This window comes from Pseudomonas sp. TS_SC_3 (assembly GCF_056156225.1).
In genome coordinates this window covers 1,029,225-1,046,388 of the sequence record NZ_CM149586.1, presented here as the reverse complement: position 1 = coordinate 1,046,388, position 17,164 = coordinate 1,029,225, and the positions used below count along the sequence as shown (strand labels likewise).

Here is a 17,164-nt window from a genome sequence, read left to right as displayed (position 1 = left end):
CAACGGAGCCTGAATGGCCACGCATCCTCTGCTCTATACCCTGCATATTCAGTTGGAGCCACTGCACTTCAATCCGCCGATCTGGCGACGCATTCGCGTGAACGGCGACTGTACGTTACGCAAGCTGCATCACTTCATCCAAGCTGCCTTTGGCTGGCACAGCAGCCACATGCATGAGTTCAGCGACGGCATGAATAGCTATCTACCGCTGGATGCCGAACTGATGCACATGTTCGAAGACGCGCTGGATGACCGAAAAATTAAACTGCGCCGCGTGCTGAAGGACGTTGACCGACTGCGCTACCTCTACGACTTCGGTGACAGCTGGCAACATGTTATCGCGGTCGAAACCGCAGAGCCTAGTGACGTTAGCGGCACCTGGTGCGAGGTACTCGGCGGCGCTCGCGCCTGCCCACCAGAGGATGTTGGCGGTGTGCCGGGCTATCTGGACTTTCTGGCTTCGCTCCAGCAATCAGAAAGCAAAGAAGGCCACAGCGCCCTGGTGTGGGCAGGAGGCAGCTTCAATCCCGAGCTGTTTGATCAGCGAGCAGCCAATGCGGCAGTACAGCGGATCCGCAACAACTTCTGGGGCTGAACAATTTGGCAAGGAGACGCAGCGCATCTGCGGACTAGCAAGCTAGGGGCTGGTGCCCCCTTCAGGGTGACTTGCCCAACAAGAACAGCCTTGCACCATCAATTTGGACGGATTTGGATCATGAAATTAGACGGACCGTTATCACGCAGATAGACGGCAGTCTAACCATCCCCATCACTTGAATCCGGCTGGGCTCAATCAGATGGCACGGCCACCGTAAGCGAGCCGTGCCAACCCAATCATCAGCAACATCGAACCCAACAACATGAGGTATTCACTCAGTGAACTCAGAATGATCATGGAAGGCCTCCTCGGTAGTGATGGGATGACCATAACCACGATCCTCACGTGCCGCGACACGTAAACTTTCCGCCTGTAAAGGTTTCGGACACATCCGGATCTGCACTAGCCTGCGGTCATTAACGACCCTTGGCAGATTGGTAAGCGGCCCCGCGCTCGCGCTTGCCAACGGCAACCACCACGACCACCACACGTTCATCTTCGACGCGGTATACCAGGCGATAGCCCGATGCGCGTAGCTTGATTTTGTAGTGCCCCGGCATATCCCTGAGGGCATCAGCCTGGACCTTGGGATTATCCAGGCGCTCGCGCAGTTTCTTTTTGATCTGCTCGCGCACTGTATGGCCAAGCTTCTGCCACTCCTTCAGCGCCGAGGGCAGGAACTCCAGCTCATAGCTCATCCAAGCGAACCGGGATAGGCTCCTCGCCCGAGCGAGCCTTCACTATTTCGACCAGTTCCAGATCATCCAGACGCTCCATCATCTGTTCGTAAAGCTCTGCTGGCACCATGTATCCCATGACACGATTGTGGTTGAGCACGGCGACAGGCATACCACCTGCGTCAGCCAGAACGCCCGATGGATTTTTCTTCAACTCAGAAACGCTGACAGCGACGTCAGCCAAGATACTTTGCATATCCAAGCCCTCAAATAAGACCTTAATTCTGGTCATAATTTAGAGTCATAGCAAGCTTTGTTTCGCTGAATCAACGAGCAAGCCACTGCTGCCGTCAGTGCCTAGGGCAAGCCCAGTTGCTAAGGCCTACGCCAGGTAAACGTCGCTTAAAGTAAGCCCCGCCAAACCTCGCTACGCTCGATGACACGGATAAATGCCTGAGCGCTGAATCCGTCCGGATACAGTGTGGCGATCGCCTCCTCTTCCTCCGCGTCCTGATCGAGAGCCCTCAGGTAATGCTGCTCATCACGCAGCGCGACTTCCAGGACTTCTCGGGATACCACAAGAGCGTCATCAACAACCTCCCCATCCAGCTCAATCGAGGTGTCTACAACCCAAGTGTGCAAGGCCGGCGACGGATCGGAAATCGCCAGCCCCAGCGCGTTACGCAAGTCAGAGTCCGTCAGCAATGCTGTGAGCACCGCAGGGCTTTTACGCTTCAGCTGCCTTGCAGCCTTACGCAACGTATTCGTGCGGTGAAGCCAGACTTCGTGGCCGTTGGAACGGATAAATCCTGACTTGACCTCAAGCAATAGCAGCACACCTTCGAGACACGCCAGTACATCGATCTCTCCTGCATCGCCCTCATCCATACGAGGCGGCTGGTAGCCCACAACCACGCGAAAACCTCTCTGCCGAAGAGAAACAGCCAGTTCGTGCTCGACCCGCTCTGTTTCGGAGCGCAGTTCCGGTCTGCGCGAATCTACGCGACGCAAATTGTTTACTGCGGCGGTGAGACTGTTCTGTCTTCCCGCAACCCAGGGAAACTGGAAGCTAAAGCGACCGATTTTATAGAACGGCCTCTCGTAGAGTCTGGGCGTCGGTTGATTAGGCGCTTGCTTGATTTGCTCGGACAGCGCCTGAAGATCACTGGTCCAAAACTGCAGAATGGCTTTGGCGGCCTCGGGATCGCCGGTGGGATGCTCATCACTGACCGTCCAGGCGCGTATCCGAGCCAATTTTTCCGGCAACTCCGACCACGTCATGGGAAAGCGATTCTCTCCCTGCTGCAGACCTTCAAAAGCCAAACGCCGCAGTGCCGCTAAGGGGTCACCAGATTCAGCCAAGTTTCGTCGATAAGGCTGCAGATAGGCCTGCTCGAAAAAAGCGTTAGTCAGCTCACTGGCCAACATGGCGTGGTGCAGCGTGACCTCAGCCCCATTGTTGAGCCTGATGCTGTCGTCCAGCCCAAAAACCACCTGTAGATAGAGCTGGCTGCGTATCGCTTTGATGTACGCGAGCTGGTTGGCTTCATGATTTTCAGCACTACCGATGACCTGCCCAGCCAGCTCAGACGCCGCAAAGACATCAACCGCGCGACGCATCCAATAACACCACAGCAGCTGGCTTTTCCGCTCAGTGCGCTGCCAGCGCAGGGTACCCTCGTCTGTTTTGTTGAAAATGACTGATTGCCCTGGCTTGAGTTGGTAATCGCATTCTGCATCGAAGCAAAACCAGTCGATGGAGCGCTCATAGTCAATGAGCTCGCGCGTTGCCTCAATCATCACGCCGACCGCTTCTAGGTTCACAGCGCACCCCGCTCCCTCCCCGGGCTGCGGAAACAACATAGGCGACAAATGTTGTCTCAACGAACGGCCAAGCACCTCCGTAGAAAGCCGAAAGTCGGACTCGCTACAAGACTTCAGCTTACGCAGGATGATCCGCTCATAAGCAACCCAATCCATGCCTGCAGGATCGTCACCAGCCTCCCCGAGACGGACATAGGCCAATACGCTGAGATAGGAAAGCAGTTCTAAAAGCGTCAGAGACTGCAGTTGGCGCTCAGCACTCTTAATCATGGCCTCAAAGGGTTCCAGCTGCAGCAGCAGGCGCTCGCAACCCCCGAAGAACGTCTGCCACTGCTCGCAAGTGCAACTTTCTCTAAGGTGAATCCAGGGAGGCGAATCCCTACGAGTGAAAAGCTTGGAGTAGCGAATGGCCCAGCGCAGTTGATCCGGGTGATGAACTGCCAGGTGATCCAGCAGTTCAGTACTGATCGCGTCATCAAAATGCAGTACACGCGCAAGCGCCAGGCTGACCAGAGCAGCCCCCTCTATCTTTGCTGGATGCCACCAGAAATCGGCTTCAGCAAGGCCGGATGCACGATTCCTCTGGGTGTACTTTCCGCTTGGTCGCTGATCGAGAAAGTCATGTAGGCATTCATCAAGCGCAACGCCTGATGCCAGGTAGCGCGCATACCCTGCGAACTGCGTCTGGTAGTAGTCCTTGCACCGCAAGTTAGGCTCCACTAGCACTCCCCTGGACAATAGCACCGAAGGCTAGAGCCACCTGACCTGCAGCCGATGACAATGAGCCCCTTATGCCCGTGAAATGCCTAACGTGCAAAAAATCAGCCTTCCTGCTCAGCACCTAGCACCTCAGCCCAGAAAGAAGCGATATCAAGTGTACGCGCCCGCTGATCGAGCCCAAGCCGGCGCAAATCAAGCGTCCAACTCAGCGATCGAGGCGAATATCCCGCAGCTGGGACAATCGCCCCCAGCTCCTCCAAGGCAGCAGCGAGCTTACTGGTATTGGGCGGATTTGCGCCGGTCGCCTGAAAGTAGGCTACCCCCATACCTTTTGGAGCGGTGCCATCACGAACATCGGTAGCGCTGTTTGCGAGGGGGAACGCACTCGAACCAAAGTCAGTCCAGAGCTGCATCAAGGTTGAAGAGATGTCCGTCAGCGTAAAGGTCGGACCATTCTCGATAACAATGCCATTGTCAGTCAGTCTGTAGCGAAAGGGATTCCCCTTGCTTAGCGTCTGACAGTCGTTCCAAAAACTATCGGCCTCATCGTCCAGGGCGCAGTCCATGATCGGCTCGGGAATCTCCGCATATGCGCCTGCCTTAGTAGCATCCAAGTCATACCCGATCATGAAAAGCGCCGCCTCTAGAGCACGGAGACGCGTGTCAAAACGCTCAACCTGATGGAATTGACTGTTCTGCACCGAATCCTGTTCAAGCACGGCACTGAGCAGCCAACTGGCCTTCAGATTCCAAGCAGCATGGTTAGAACCAGACTTTAGTCTCGGAAAGATGAATCCCGACTGGCCTGCGTTACGCCGTTTTGGGGAGGGATCCTTGGCTGCGCTCTTTGCAGGAGCCCACGGGAAACGAAGCTCTTGCGGCACCTCCGATAGCTCAGCGGCCTGGCAAAACTTCACCACGGCCCAACCCAACGCCGCAGCAACCCGGCTGTCGTAAATAACAAAGCGATCGCAAATGAGGGAATAGACCTTGGTCATCCCGGCATTGAATCTGAGGTCTTTGGCGACTAGCAGAGGATGACCGGTGTTTCCTGCATCCAAAGCTTGCCTGGTGCTGGATAGAACCCGAGGTAGGCTGGCTTGGTTCGCATGCAGCCAACGTACGTTGCCAGCACGTACGCCACCCCATGTCATGACATCGACTGCAGCAGTTACAACCGAATGATCGCTTCCCTGGGATCCCAACGCGCTCTGAAGATCCTGACTGAGCGCCTGCAGAGTGGTTGCGCTAGATTCGAAAGTGGTACCAGCAGGCTCGCCGAGACGCTGGTTACCTGGATGCGGCCAGTGATACTGAGCATAAGCGTCATAGAGGCTATCGCAGCGCCAGACACATCCCGAACGACGGTTCGTGTACTGATGCGCGAATGTGTCGCCGTCAAGGTTCTCACTCATCCATTTAACGAAATTCGCTACGGCAGGGGTCTGTAAATAGGTGTTCTTTTCCATTCTTAACGTCCCTGAAAATAATCTTGAATCAACCTGGTTGCTGCGCCAGACCAAAGCCTAAGGTTGGGAGTAAATCAATTGTCCTCAGCGAAGCGCAATCTAGAAACCTCATCTACATCCCTCATCGCGATCGTTGTGTTACTCCCCTGCTCAATAGCGAAATCACGCCAGAAGCGGTACAGCCGACGCTCGGGATCAGGTGGTGTATTGAACGGTGAACCGTACAGATCAACAAGCGCTTCGCTCGCGCATCGTTCACCGAGCATTGCAGACCATTGCAACCAGTACACTCCGCAGGCCATGTCGTGCTCTGCCGATGCTTCATTCAGTGCCAGCCGCCCCAGATAAAATCCTGCTAGTACATCCCCCTCCTCGACCGCCCGCTTGTACCAGAGCATTGCCCTGCCATGGTCGACAATGACACCTTCATCGCCCTCCTCGTAAATTGCTCCAATCGCCAGCGCAGCACTTGGCACGCCGTACTCGAACGCTTGCTCGTAGTAGTCGATAGCAAGAGCAAGATTCGCGGCCATACCCTTGCCGTAGTAAGCCTGCTCAGCCAGGTTGAATAGCGCCTCGCCACTGCCCTCGACAGCAGCTAGCTTAAACAGCCGCCTAGCCAATGTCGGGGCATAGGCCAACTTAGTGCCGTTAAGCCATAGCCAGCCCAAGTCATTCATTGCATCGGAGTCACCTTCAACAGCCGCAGCCCTCAGACAGGCATACGCCTGATGGATCTCGATCGGGTCAACCAATCCCAGCAGCGAATTGGCCGCTTTGACTTCGTGCAGATTGGCGAACCTGGCCTGCCCCACGAGCTCCGCGGTGCGCAAGGATGGAATTCCAACCCCGCTGTAGAGACGCTGCATCTCACCCGGTTCGACAACCACAACCTGCTCAGGAATCGGGAGTAATCGCTCCAGCAGATTGAACACACAGACCGATCTGCTCATGCTGCTGCCCTCTCGTTGATCGCAGGGCTATTTTCCGTGAGTCTTGCGACACCTCATGTCGTGTTGAGCACAAGGATGCACAAGTGGATCAGCTATTTCGCCAGGACCTGATTCTGGGAATTCTTCCCGGCAAGGAAAACGCCTTGGGCAGCGCAGCCGTTCATGAACGTGTGACTCGACAAGGCCTAAATGTCGACCTGCGGACAATCCAACGAGACCTGAACGATCTCAAGGAAAAGTATCCTCATGTACGCAGCCGGGAAGACGGAAGCTCAAAACTTTGGTGGGCGGAAAAGTCTTTGTCTCGACTATCGATGTTGCCAACAGATGCAATGAATCTGGTCATGATCATGAATCACGCCACTCGCTTTGGGATGGCGGCACAGGTTGAACGATTATCTCCGCTGCGCAATTACGCTGTTTCACTACTCAAAGGCAGCCGCCCCACTCAGGATGTGTCCGGCAAGATCACCAGCAACACGCGCTTCATCACCCTGCAGCCCAGCGTGGTCAAACCAGAGGTGCTGGATGTCATTCAACAAGCCCTGTTAGACGGCATGTCAGTCGAAGCGCTCTACCAAAAACGTGGCGCCGATGAGCCCAAGCGTCTCCAACTGAAGCCGCTGGGGCTGTCCTATCAAGACTCCAACATTTACCTCTCGTGCGTATTCAAGGGACTGCCCCAAGGCAGTATCGCTGCGCTCCCCCTGCATCGTTTTAAAACCGCACGCACGATGCGCGAGGATATCGCTTCGCCAGATGACTACGACATCAATTCAGTTCCTGCACAACAAAGCCTGGTGGGCCTGCGAACGGATCATCCTGTCCAGATCCGCCTCCGTGTCAGCCAGGCCTTGAGCGAGCGCCTACATGAGAACCCGCTCACCGATGACCAAACGCTGGAACCGGAAACGACGGGCTGGTGGCTTATGAGCGGCAGCATCCACCTCAGCCAGGGCTTGGACTTGTGGCTGCTAAGCCAGGGTGAGCATCTGGAAGTTCTCGAACCCACTGCACTGCGTGCACAAATTGCAGCGTCGGCCAAGCGTATGGCCGCCCTTTACAATGAGGATTGATTGCGACATAGGACGTCGCTCATCTGCAGCAGCATGTCTCCCACTTCAATAGGGAGACTCGCCAATGAAAACCTACTCTGCCTTTTTGCAACGTGTGGTGGCGAATGCCGGCCCCCGCGCGAACTTCAAGATCACTGTACAGGCAGTGAACTCGGAAATGGCACGTGTGACAGCGGAAGCTCAGTACCCCGGGTACAGGTGCATCAATGCTCCGGTGCAAGTCCGATAGCGGTGCACGCGGTCATGCGGCCTAGAGATTATCTCTTCTACCTACTGGGCATTGGCGACGATCCGGACGCCGCCTCGTCGATCATTACGCAGCAGTCACTACTACCGATTCAGGAAGGTTTCTACGAGGTTGCCTTGCTTGCTGCTACAGAGGCTGATGCGATTCAGGCATGCAAGGCATTCCATGATGCAGGTAAGCGTTCACACGGAGTGCTCAAGCTTAGGCAATCACACCACCGTTTCGAAGCCATCGGACTGGATGCCCCCTGGCCGAAACTGCGATTCCATGAGCTCCATTGGTTATGCGGCCATCTAGCCTCACCAGCCGATATTGAGCGCCTGAAGGGACTCGCCTACATCATCCATGTGCATCACCTCCAATCAGTTACTTCATTGTCGGCGCCCGGTGTTCGTGTCTATCAATGGCGGAAAGAACAAGACATATTCGACTTCTGGCACGCCCTATACGCGGCCCGAGACAATCCAAATTCGTTTGGGCTGGACTGGGGCAGTTATGCCAACTGGAGTCCGCAACAACTGATCGGCAGGTACGTCTCAGCGCAAGCGAAATCCGCCCTTCAAGCATTGCAGCGTTTACGAAGCCGCGCGCGACTGCACCAGTCAGATCGTGCGCAGGAGGCACTGCTAGTCGTTGAAGGCACGCCTACGCTTACGCTCGGTGAATACGCACAGATAATCGACGGTCTGGAGGAAGTACTCGGATGTGAAGTCGCTCCAGTGCTTCATCTCTCAGATCGGCATGAAGGGTGCAAAATGAAACTACTGTTTTTTTCTCCGCAGTGACGAGCACCGCTACTGACTGCAGCGACCAGATATAACGAAATTTCAGACCTGAATCATTCAAGGGAAGACGGGTGCGTATTGCCCTCTTAAGCCTTCCCTTTTTCAGGAGTCTGAATGATGTCGATCAACTGCCCTTTCTGTAACTCTGAACGCGTCAGAACACGTAATCATGCCCGCAAGGTAGGCGGAGCTGCTGGCGCTGTCGGTGGCGCTGCAACCGGTGCGGCGAGTGCTGTGGCCGGCGCGCAAAGCGGCGCGGCCCTTGGTGCGGTCGCAGGTCCTATCGGCGCTGCCTTGGGTGGCTTAGCCGGTGCAATCCTCGGCGGTTTGGCCGGCGGTGCCGTAGGCAGCCTGGCCGGTGCGCGCATGGGGGAAGAAATTGATGCCCGCGTGCTCGATAACTTCGAGTGCCACGCTTGCGGTCACGTCTTTTCCCTCAACGACCAGTAATCCCTTCTCGGTGTCCAGGCGCGTCATCCGCCTTCATTTATTCCCTCTACTCAACGACTCGGCACTCATCTGCCGGGCGATAGCCAGTTCCTCTGGCAAGGAGATCGTTATGGCTCATCAAATCGAGCAAATTGCCTATGTCGGCACCACACCTTGGCATGGCCTGGGTAATCAGCTCACGCAAAAGCAGCCCCTTGAAGTCTGGCAACGCGAAGCCGGTATGGACTGGCAGATTATGGAGAGCCCGGTGCACTTCAAATCAGACGCCATCGGTCACCTCGGTACGATCCACTCGTTTCCAGAACAGAAGGTGCTCTTTCGTTCGGATACCAAGGTCCCGCTGTCGGTGGTCTCCAGCCGCTACCACACCGTGCAACCGCGTGAAGTACTGGAGTTCTATCGGGATCTGACCGAAGTCTCCGGCTACGAGTTGGAAACTGCCGGTGTGCTCAAAGGGGGGCGTAAGTTTTGGGCGCTGGCGCGTACCGGACAAGGTGCGGCCTTAAAGGGTAATGACCAGGTGAATGGTTACTTGCTGCTGGCGACTTCCTGCGACGGCACCCTGGCCACTACAGCAACGCCCACCACCGTTCGCGTGGTGTGCAATAACACCCTGACCATCGCCCTTGACGGCACCAGCCGCGCGATCAAGGTGCCGCACAACACCCGTTTTGATCCAAACACGGTGAAAAAGCAGCTCGGTATCGCCGTCTCGCAATGGGACGACTTTATGTACCGCATGCGAGCACTGGCTGAGCGCAAAGTGCAGTGGCATGAAGCGCTGGGCTTTTTCATGAACGTGATGTGCGAGACCAGCCCCACTGCTCAGCTACCCGAACAGCTGCCCAACGAGCGCGCCCTGCGCAAGGTTCAGGAATTGTATGAAGGCCGTGGCCGAGGCAGTCAGTTGGATTCGGCGCGCGGCACCGCCTGGGGCCTGCTCAATGCGGTGACCGAATACGTCGACCACGAACGCCGTGCCCGAAGTAACGAATACCGTATGGACTCGGCCTGGTTCGGCCAGGGCGCACAGATTAAGCAGCGCGCGCTGAATGCAGCACTGCAACTCGCCGCCTAACCCTCTATTCCATCAACCCTCGCGCCCGGTCAGCCTTGTGCTGGCCGGGCGTTTTTATGTCTGCAGGTAAATACGATGAAAGCAACGTCATTGAATGGCAGCACCACTAAGAAACGCCCTGCCCTGCGCCTGGTCAGCACCAAGGAGCTGCCGCGCGAGGACTGGCTGCAGATCCGTAAGCAAGGCATCGGCAGTTCGGATGCTGCAGCGGCAGTTGGCCTTAACCCTTACAAATCCCAGCTGGAACTGTGGCTGGAGAAAACCGGTCGTGACACCAAGCTGCCGAAGACCGATCCCCACGACGAAGAAAGCCCCGCGTACTGGGGCAACGTGCTGGAACCCATCGTGGCCTGGCACTACAGCAAGCGCACCAAAAATCGCGTACGGAGGATCAATGCCGTACTGCAACACCCCAACTCTGAACTGCCTTGGATGCTGGCCAACATCGACCGTGAGGTGATCGGGGCCGACGATGTGCAGATCCTCGAATGCAAAACCGCCGGCATAAACGGCGCACGCCTCTGGAAAGAAGGCGTGCCCGAGTATGTGCAATTGCAGGTCATGCACCAGCTCGCCGTTACCGGTAAGCAGGCGGCCGATGTGGCCGTCTTACTCGGCGGTCAGACGCTGGAGATTCACCGTATCGAGCGAGACGAACAGATGATCGTTCGCTTGATCGAGTTGGAGCGCCGTTTCTGGCAGTACGTCGAAACAGATACGCCGCCGCCTGCCAATGGCAGCGCTTCGGCTGAGCTAGCGCTGCGATGCTTGTATCCGCAGGACAACGGCCAGACCGTCGACTTTAGTGGCCGGGCCGGTTTGACAGCCGCCTACCTGGAGCTCAAGGCCGTTCGCCAATCCATTACTGATAAGGAAAAACGTGAGGCCGAGCTCAAACAAATGTTGCAACAGGCCATGGGCGATGCCACACGGGCGGAGTTCTCCCACGGCTACATCAGCTGGAAGAAAGCCAAGGACAGCAACGTGCTCGATGTCGAGCGCATGCTTAAAGAAAAGCCTTACCTGCAGGCCCGCTATTCCAAGCTCAAGGAAGGCAGCCGGCGCTTTCTGATCAACTGAATTACCCCACTCACTCGTTCCCTCTTGGCCACCTGGGCATATGCCCGGTGGCCTTTTTTATGTTCAGGAGAACCATCATGTTGAAAGGTCTGGCACTCACGCCCCCGGTGATTGGGCGCATTTCTATTGGCAAGGTCGTTGAGAGGAACGGCAAACGACTGCCGGAAAAGGACGATCAATTCACCATCACCTCGCAGGTCCAGGGCAAGGATGGCTGGCTGCTGCATCCACTCAATGACCAGCTACGCCCAGGCAAAGAAGACAAGCTGCGCTGCATTCCGATTCGTCTTATGTTCAACGAACCCGAGCTCAACTTCCGTGCGGACTACACCCTGTTCGACCGGCAGACGGGGCGACCGGTGTGTGTGGGTAATGGTGAAACCTGCAAGCGCATCTGTCAGGAAGGCATCCAGTCACTGCCCTGCCCCTCCCCCGATGCCTGCCCGCTGGCCAAAGGCGGTGCCTGCAAGCCCTACGGTCGACTGAATGTCGTCATTGGCGATGACGACCCGCTGGGCAGCTTTGTCTTTCGCACCACTGGCTTCAACAGCATCCGAACCCTGGCGGCTCGCCTGCATTACCTCCAAGCCATCTCCGGCAACCGCCTGGCCTGCCTGGCGCTGGAACTACGTTTGCGCGGTAAATCGACCCGGCAAAGCCATGGCACACCGATCTTCTACGTGGACATCACTCTGCGTAGCGGAATGAGCGTGGAGGAAAACCTGCTGGCTGCCCAGCAATTGGATGAGGCGCGGCAATCTGCCGGCTTCGATCAGCGCGCACTGGATAGCGCAGCACAGCAGGGGCTGAGCAATGGAGCCTTCGAAGACAACGAGGAGGACAGCGGCGCTATTGCCGAAGAGTTCTTTCCGCTCACTGACCCCGCACCAGCGGCCAATGAGTCCTTGCCTCCACAACGCGCAACCCTGGCCGCCAAGCTGGAGTCGCTCAGCGGAGAGCCGGCGTCCTGACCCACGAGGAGATCCATCATGGAAACACGATGCCTTATCTGCGAATCAACCCTGATCATCACCAAAGCGCAAGCGCAAGCGCAAGCCTGCTCGCTGCTACTGGGAACGCTGGGTGGCTTTCTGCGCGGCTTCACGCAGACACAACACATGAATGATCGTGTAGGTGTGAGCGTTCAGGCTGGGCTTGAGCTGGTAGCACGAGGAGTAGATGGTGCGACATCAGGGTGCGCCCAGAGCTGGGAATTCGCCCAAGATGTTCAGCGCTATCACTTCGGAGATTTTGACTGCCTGTGCCTGCGTTGCGGCGCGCGCTTCGACCAGCAGCCCAGCGCTGGCCTTACGCCTCAGCCAGGCGATCCACCAGCTGTTCAACCAACCCCAGGATCAACTGGCGATCAGTCGATCCTACCGTAGCCAACAACCGACTGATCCGCTGGGCCTGGTCGTCAGGCCGTGGGCTTGCCTCTGTCAGCAAGTCTGCGGCCTCACATTCGAAGATGGCGGCAAACTCCAGTAGGCGCGAGATGTTTGGGATCACGACACCTCGCTCAATACGAGACACCGCCTCGCCGCCAACGCCCAGGCGTTCGGCAACTTCCTCCTGGGTCATGCCCTGGCGCACTCGCTGCTTGGCAATTGCCCGGCCTACCGCTTCTGCCAAGTGCTTCTGATCAATCTCGGACATGTCGCCTCCCATCTCAACCTAGATGGTTGGCCAACGACCCATTGACATGAAGGACACAAAAAGCCGAACCTCAACCTTAAAGGTTGAAATCCCTCCTAAACACTCAGGAGATGCACCTGCAGGAAGCAGCCCGCGCAACATCCCCCCAATTCATATCACCTACAAATCGAGGATCACATGAGCCTGCGAAAGATCATTCTTGTGCCATTTCTGCCGATGGCTCTGGCCGGATGCAACGAGTCTATCGACACCGTCAAAAACGCCCGCCTGAAGGTGAACGAGCAATACACTGTTGATCAGGCATTCAGTAATCGAGACATCTGTGACAGCGTCGAATGGGATGTCATCACCGACAACAGAGATCGTGAGCTCGTCCAGTACAAGTGCCACATCACCGGTATCGAGGCGTTCTACAAGACTGAATACGATCGGCAGAAGAACTACCTGATCAGCTACTACGAATCGGTAAGACCTGCCATCAAGCCGCACTTGGAAGGGTGGCAGCAGGAGTTGGAGTCAGCCGAAAATGCCCTGAACAAGCCTGCCCCCACTAATCGCGCACCACTGGAAAGCGATCGCCTCGTTGAACTGCAAAATCTGAGTGAAATGCTCAACGAGAACCCGCCACCTAGAAGCCTGTATAGCAACCTCCCGCTTGCACAAGAAGTCGTAGCGCTCACCCAGCGCTATTACAACGGATACGTTCTAGACCCTACATCACGAGGGTTTCATGAACATAAGCAGACTGAGAATGAGTTGCGCCTGGCCATAGAAGCCACCCTCCCCAAAATACAAGCCGCTATTGAAGAAGAACGCGCTCGCCTAGCTGGCGTCCAGCAAGCTCGGGGTGCCGAGTCTGCCGCCTATGCACAGGAGAGGGTCAGAAAGGCGCAAGAGACCATTGCGCAGATGCAGAGTCAATACGAAGCCCAGCAGGCAGCGCTTGAAGCCGAGCGCAGCCAAAAAATGGCCGAGTTTGAAAACGCTGCCTTTATCGAGTCAGTAGCTGAAGTCTTTCAGTGGGTCGTCAAAGACGAAAAAATCGAGCTTGTTTGGTCAGGCCTGGAAGGCATCTATAGCGACGGACAGGCTAGAACCTTTGGGCACGGTAATGCCGGACTTGGCAGCCTCCGAGACGTTTACGGCAATACGCCAAAGACATATGCAGAGATGCGCCATAAAGCACCTCTGCTAATAAAACTGGATCGTATTCCTGAACCAAAGCCCGCTTCTGCGGGTTTAAATCCTGATGCTTGCCTGGATGCGTGGATTGCAGCTTATCGCGAGGAGGAAGGTGAAGAGGTAGCAATCATCCGTGACCAGATCAGCGAGTGGGAAGACTGGTGCAGCAAAGGCAAGCAGCCCTGACTCCGCCCTGACCCCGCTCAGTCCGCCCCATCAAGCCGCCAGATCATCGACTGATCTGGCGGTTTTTTTATGCCCATTCAAAACAGCCTCATGGAGGTCTTATGACTGCCAAGTTCAGGGCCGGTGAATCGGCCGGCACCTACATCGCCGATGCACCTGTGACCGAAAATGACATACTGCAGATGGCCCAGCGCCTTGCCTGCCAGCGGCTGCGCAAAGGGCAGGTCCTGCATCAACCCAAGGAAGTATTCAGTTACCTGCAGATCCTGCTGCAGGACTATGAGCACGAGGTGTTTGCATTGGTACTGCTGGACTGCAAGCACCGTGTGATTCGATTCCAAGAGCTTTTTCGCGGCACTCTGGACGCCGCCAGCGTCTACCCGAGGGAAGTCGTGAAACTCGCCCTTACTCATAACGCGGCTGCCGTCATCCTGGTTCACAACCACCCTTCAGGTGATCCTGAACCCAGCCAAGCAGACCGCGTGCTGACCAGTAAGCTCAAACAAGCACTAGAGTTGGTGAGCATACGCACGCTCGATCACATCATTGTGGGCTCTGAAGGCTGCGTATCACTGGCCGAACAGGGATACCTGTGAAAGCTAATTCAGGGCTACCTGAAGAAGAAAAATGGAACAGACAGGCACTGGCTTTGATCAGCGTGGGCAGCTCAGCGGCTGCCCACGCTGATTCATTGCCCTGATATTTTTTTGTCTTGATAGAGTGATCCCCTGCAGCAGCCAGTGGGACACATGTCCCACTACCCGCTATACAGCGCATCACAGAGATGGCTGACCGTCTCGCTCACGGAGCCGGGCCAGGATCCACTCCTGCACTTCAGACTCAACCCAGGCTACAGCCTTGCCTCCCAAAGCAACCGAGCCAGGGAAGCGCCCCTCTTTCATGACCTTGTAAACAGTAGAGCGGCCAAGGCCGGTCAGTCGCATCACTTCTTTCAGTCGAATCAGTCTCATGGTCGGCACTCCGATAGTTAGTCCATGAGATGGCTCAGGGCTGTAAGGTTTGAAGACGGCTAAGCTGACTCATGCCAAAGTTACGCTGCCCGTCCCCATACACCTTGGTCTTCTTTTTGGCGAAGTAGCTCAGGCGATAAAAGACCGAACGAAACTGTTTCTCGAAGTCTTCGTCCTGGACCTGTAGAGGCGATACGGGGTTAAGTACAAATTGAACGCCATTCATGGCGACCGTCCAATCTAGGCCCAGCGCAACCCCCCAAGCCTTGCACATGCGGCCAGCAAGCATTTGGTCATAACTGCAATCAAGTGACTGTAAATTCGTATAATTTCCCAGGGAAAAATAAGCATCACGGTTGAGCATTAGCGCCACGTGGTAATGCGGATTACTAGCACTCTCCCATTCGCGTACCCAGACATAGCGGAGCATCGGGTTGTACGCTCTCTTCCCTGCTGCAGCCTTGATAGACTGAGCATGAGCAAGCTGGCTTTTGAGAGATTCAATGAATTCGGTTATTACCCTCTGGGGCATAAAACATCCCTCGGGCACATGCAGGTCTAACCGAATCACTGTCCACCGTGGGTGGATCATCACAATATCTGAGAGCAAGGAGTGGATGCTCTCCAGATAGTCAAAGTTAATTTCATGGGGTCGGCAGTGGACAGAGAGTCCTCGCCATTGAGTCGAGCCAAGTGGTGGTTGATAGTACATGAGCAGTTCCTATGATGAGCTTCATAGGAACTACCCCGACCGGTAAACATTCACATACTCACACCTACCAGCACAAACTACACACAGTAACAGCCCCTGGCTAACACTAGGGTTAAACACCCCAGTATCTAATAATAATATTAACTAACCAACACAATAGCAGTGCTCAATGATCAGCCTTTAGCCGCAGATGATCAGGTAAATCAAGCAGACCTCGTTGGTGTCAGACCAACAAATTTGCTCTGAACTTATCCCCTGCATCGCTGTTATCAGCGACAAGGTCAAGGCGCATCTTGCATGCCTCACCCTCACCCACGAGATAGCAAACCATATGCCGACTCCCTCGCCCAAACTCCTTAGAACCAAGAGCAAAGGAAAGCAGCTTCTTTAACTCGACACCCAAGAAAAATGCAACCTGTTCTGCAAAGACAAATAACACTCGAGATCTGGCATCAAGTTTACTTAAGTCCATATCCTCAATGGCCTTGTGGTACCAGCCATGACCTGCCACTGGCATTCGTAATAGCCTTAACAGCGCCGCCTGCACTCTAGGATAAAAAATATTTGCATTCAAAAAATCACTTCCACCATGGGAGAAGGCATGTGAGATAGCAGCGCAGCACTGATGAAAGACAAAGTCACGACTGGCCGCATCATTAAAGAGTTGAAGTAACTCAGCCCTGACACCGATCTCAATTTCACTTACCCTTAACGCCCTACTATCAACAAGCTGCATCAGCTTTCTAGCGCTGAACTGATCTTCCTTTCCTGCAAACCAACCTAACACACCCGTCAAATCAAGTGTCCATGTGTAGGCTCTGGGCCAACACTCTATCACTGCGGGTCCGAGCAAAAAGTAAGTCTTGGTCTTATCCCTCGCTCCGCCAGAAGCAAACGCCGCACCAGGCACCACCAGCATCTTCTTCTGCTCGAGCCTACGGACGTTTTCATTAAAAGTGGACCGATCAACACCGGCCAATTTTGATAGACGTTGAACACTCCAGCCATCAAGCACACATAACATCGGTTTAGGGAGCAAACCCCACAAGATCGCTAATAGAGTTCTTTCAGATATCGAAAGTCCGCTAAAAACAGGATCATCTGAGCCCAGCAATCGGGCCAGCCAAGGCGCCTGAAAATCTCGTGGCGACTTAGTGAGCACTTCCTCCTTCAAGTCCGGCGAAAGGCTGTAGGTCTTTCTGGGCCTCCCGTTGGTTAACTCACGCTCCTCTATAAGCACGCCCTGATCAACGAGAGCCTTTAAGGTATTACTCAGCGAGCCCTTGCTAAAGCCAGCGGCTTCGGCAAGACGCTGCACTCCACCTACCCCACGCTGATCAACCACCCCTAGACCATAAAACTCAACCAGTCTGAAAAGAAGGAAGCGCGCCCTAAGCGAGAGCTCCTTCTTACAAGCGAAAACACGGCATGCAGCGTAAACCTGAATCCCTTTATCCTTGTTTTCCACCCTGTTAATCCTCTTTTCCCACCCCTTTACAC

The 17,164-nt window shown here is 55.4% G+C and carries 18 protein-coding genes; 9 read left to right on the top strand and 9 right to left on the bottom strand.

Annotated features, from left to right (window positions below; all coding sequences use genetic code 11):
• Nucleotides 1-13 precede the first annotated feature (13 nt).
• Entirely contained in the window at nt 14-595 is a 582-nt protein-coding gene (locus tag AC0J6G_RS05235) for a plasmid pRiA4b ORF-3 family protein (RefSeq protein ID WP_475251943.1), read from the top strand.
• 419 nt (nt 596-1,014) lie between these two features.
• Here the strand turns inward: AC0J6G_RS05235 and AC0J6G_RS05230 are convergent, their stop codons facing one another.
• The 5 genes from AC0J6G_RS05230 to AC0J6G_RS05210 all read right to left on the bottom strand — a co-directional run bounded on the left by AC0J6G_RS05230 (nt 1,015) and on the right by AC0J6G_RS05210 (nt 6,241).
• The gene (locus AC0J6G_RS05230; protein WP_475251941.1) at nt 1,015-1,296 is read right to left on the bottom strand and encodes a type II toxin-antitoxin system RelE family toxin; all 282 of its coding nucleotides are present in this window, start codon (nt 1,294-1,296) and stop codon (nt 1,015-1,017) included.
• Nucleotides 1,286-1,531, bottom strand: a complete 246-nt coding sequence (locus AC0J6G_RS05225) for a type II toxin-antitoxin system prevent-host-death family antitoxin (protein ID WP_475253603.1) — start codon at nt 1,529-1,531, stop codon at nt 1,286-1,288. The genes AC0J6G_RS05230 and AC0J6G_RS05225 overlap by 11 nt, the downstream gene beginning before the upstream one ends.
• 146 nt (nt 1,532-1,677) lie before the next feature.
• Complete coding sequence (locus AC0J6G_RS05220) at nt 1,678-3,807, bottom strand: NERD domain-containing protein (protein ID WP_475251939.1); 2,130 nt, start codon at nt 3,805-3,807, stop codon at nt 1,678-1,680.
• Between the two features lie 113 nt (nt 3,808-3,920).
• Nucleotides 3,921-5,288, bottom strand: coding sequence for a hypothetical protein (locus AC0J6G_RS05215; protein WP_475251937.1), 1,368 nt, complete (start codon nt 5,286-5,288; stop codon nt 3,921-3,923).
• Nucleotides 5,289-5,362: 74 nt separating this feature from the next.
• Nucleotides 5,363-6,241: a tetratricopeptide repeat protein gene (locus tag AC0J6G_RS05210; RefSeq protein ID WP_475251935.1), complete on the bottom strand. Its 879-nt coding sequence runs from the start codon at nt 6,239-6,241 to the stop codon at nt 5,363-5,365.
• An 83-nt stretch (nt 6,242-6,324) separates the two neighbouring features.
• On the opposite strand from AC0J6G_RS05210, the gene AC0J6G_RS05205 reads away from it, so the two are divergent.
• From AC0J6G_RS05205 to AC0J6G_RS05180, 6 genes are all read left to right on the top strand, one after another.
• A complete protein-coding gene (locus AC0J6G_RS05205) occupies nt 6,325-7,317 on the top strand; it encodes a helix-turn-helix transcriptional regulator (protein WP_475251933.1) in 993 nt (330 codons plus the stop codon).
• A 243-nt stretch (nt 7,318-7,560) separates the two neighbouring features.
• Nucleotides 7,561-8,349, top strand: coding sequence for a hypothetical protein (locus AC0J6G_RS05200; protein WP_475251931.1), 789 nt, complete (start codon nt 7,561-7,563; stop codon nt 8,347-8,349).
• A 114-nt stretch (nt 8,350-8,463) separates the two neighbouring features.
• Complete coding sequence (locus tag AC0J6G_RS05195; protein ID WP_475251929.1) at nt 8,464-8,799, top strand: hypothetical protein; 336 nt, start codon at nt 8,464-8,466, stop codon at nt 8,797-8,799.
• A gap of 109 nt (nt 8,800-8,908) precedes the next feature.
• Entirely contained in the window at nt 8,909-9,877 is a 969-nt protein-coding gene (locus tag AC0J6G_RS05190; protein WP_475251927.1) for a DUF932 domain-containing protein, read from the top strand.
• 75 nt (nt 9,878-9,952) lie between these two features.
• Nucleotides 9,953-10,957 carry a YqaJ viral recombinase family nuclease gene (locus tag AC0J6G_RS05185; RefSeq protein ID WP_475251925.1) on the top strand — a complete coding sequence of 335 codons (1,005 nt, stop codon included), beginning with the start codon at nt 9,953-9,955 and terminating at the stop codon, nt 10,955-10,957.
• A 77-nt stretch (nt 10,958-11,034) separates the two neighbouring features.
• Nucleotides 11,035-11,928, top strand: a complete 894-nt coding sequence (locus AC0J6G_RS05180) for a recombination directionality factor (RefSeq protein ID WP_475251923.1) — start codon at nt 11,035-11,037, stop codon at nt 11,926-11,928.
• 337 nt (nt 11,929-12,265) lie between these two features.
• On the opposite strand, the gene AC0J6G_RS05175 is transcribed toward AC0J6G_RS05180, so the two are convergent.
• Nucleotides 12,266-12,613, bottom strand: coding sequence for a helix-turn-helix domain-containing protein (locus AC0J6G_RS05175; RefSeq protein WP_475251921.1), 348 nt, complete (start codon nt 12,611-12,613; stop codon nt 12,266-12,268).
• Between the two features lie 177 nt (nt 12,614-12,790).
• Between AC0J6G_RS05175 and AC0J6G_RS05170 the strand changes: the two genes are divergently transcribed.
• On the top strand, nt 12,791-13,981 hold the full coding sequence (locus AC0J6G_RS05170) for a hypothetical protein (RefSeq protein WP_475251919.1): 1,191 nt from the start codon (nt 12,791-12,793) through the stop codon (nt 13,979-13,981).
• 101 nt (nt 13,982-14,082) lie between these two features.
• Nucleotides 14,083-14,577: a JAB domain-containing protein gene (locus tag AC0J6G_RS05165; protein ID WP_475251917.1), complete on the top strand. Its 495-nt coding sequence runs from the start codon at nt 14,083-14,085 to the stop codon at nt 14,575-14,577.
• Nucleotides 14,578-14,757: 180 nt separating this feature from the next.
• On the opposite strand, the gene AC0J6G_RS05160 is transcribed toward AC0J6G_RS05165, so the two are convergent.
• From AC0J6G_RS05160 to AC0J6G_RS05150, 3 genes are all read right to left on the bottom strand, one after another.
• On the bottom strand, nt 14,758-14,952 hold the full coding sequence (locus AC0J6G_RS05160; protein WP_475251915.1) for an AlpA family transcriptional regulator: 195 nt from the start codon (nt 14,950-14,952) through the stop codon (nt 14,758-14,760).
• 34 nt (nt 14,953-14,986) lie between these two features.
• Complete coding sequence (locus AC0J6G_RS05155) at nt 14,987-15,664, bottom strand: inovirus Gp2 family protein (RefSeq protein WP_475251913.1); 678 nt, start codon at nt 15,662-15,664, stop codon at nt 14,987-14,989.
• Nucleotides 15,665-15,887: 223 nt separating this feature from the next.
• Complete coding sequence (locus tag AC0J6G_RS05150) at nt 15,888-17,132, bottom strand: hypothetical protein (protein WP_475251911.1); 1,245 nt, start codon at nt 17,130-17,132, stop codon at nt 15,888-15,890.
• Nucleotides 17,133-17,164: the final 32 nt, after the last annotated feature.

Excerpts from the sequence above, each read along its gene's own strand:
- AC0J6G_RS05235 (WP_475251943.1), top strand. The coding sequence starts at position 14 with ATGGCCACGCATCCTCTGCTCTATACCCTGCATATTCAGTTGGAGCCA.
- AC0J6G_RS05230 (WP_475251941.1), bottom strand. The coding sequence starts at position 1,296 with ATGAGCTATGAGCTGGAGTTCCTGCCCTCGGCGCTGAAGGAGTGGCAG.
- AC0J6G_RS05225 (WP_475253603.1), bottom strand. The coding sequence starts at position 1,531 with ATGCAAAGTATCTTGGCTGACGTCGCTGTCAGCGTTTCTGAGTTGAAG.
- AC0J6G_RS05215 (WP_475251937.1), bottom strand. The coding sequence starts at position 5,288 with ATGGAAAAGAACACCTATTTACAGACCCCTGCCGTAGCGAATTTCGTT.
- AC0J6G_RS05210 (WP_475251935.1), bottom strand. The coding sequence starts at position 6,241 with ATGAGCAGATCGGTCTGTGTGTTCAATCTGCTGGAGCGATTACTCCCG.
- AC0J6G_RS05200 (WP_475251931.1), top strand. The coding sequence starts at position 7,561 with ATGCGGCCTAGAGATTATCTCTTCTACCTACTGGGCATTGGCGACGAT.
- AC0J6G_RS05195 (WP_475251929.1), top strand. The coding sequence starts at position 8,464 with ATGATGTCGATCAACTGCCCTTTCTGTAACTCTGAACGCGTCAGAACA.
- AC0J6G_RS05190 (WP_475251927.1), top strand. The coding sequence starts at position 8,909 with ATGGCTCATCAAATCGAGCAAATTGCCTATGTCGGCACCACACCTTGG.
- AC0J6G_RS05185 (WP_475251925.1), top strand. The coding sequence starts at position 9,953 with ATGAAAGCAACGTCATTGAATGGCAGCACCACTAAGAAACGCCCTGCC.
- AC0J6G_RS05180 (WP_475251923.1), top strand. The coding sequence starts at position 11,035 with ATGTTGAAAGGTCTGGCACTCACGCCCCCGGTGATTGGGCGCATTTCT.
- AC0J6G_RS05175 (WP_475251921.1), bottom strand. The coding sequence starts at position 12,613 with ATGTCCGAGATTGATCAGAAGCACTTGGCAGAAGCGGTAGGCCGGGCA.
- AC0J6G_RS05170 (WP_475251919.1), top strand. The coding sequence starts at position 12,791 with ATGAGCCTGCGAAAGATCATTCTTGTGCCATTTCTGCCGATGGCTCTG.
- AC0J6G_RS05165 (WP_475251917.1), top strand. The coding sequence starts at position 14,083 with ATGACTGCCAAGTTCAGGGCCGGTGAATCGGCCGGCACCTACATCGCC.
- AC0J6G_RS05160 (WP_475251915.1), bottom strand. The coding sequence starts at position 14,952 with ATGAGACTGATTCGACTGAAAGAAGTGATGCGACTGACCGGCCTTGGC.
- AC0J6G_RS05155 (WP_475251913.1), bottom strand. The coding sequence starts at position 15,664 with ATGTACTATCAACCACCACTTGGCTCGACTCAATGGCGAGGACTCTCT.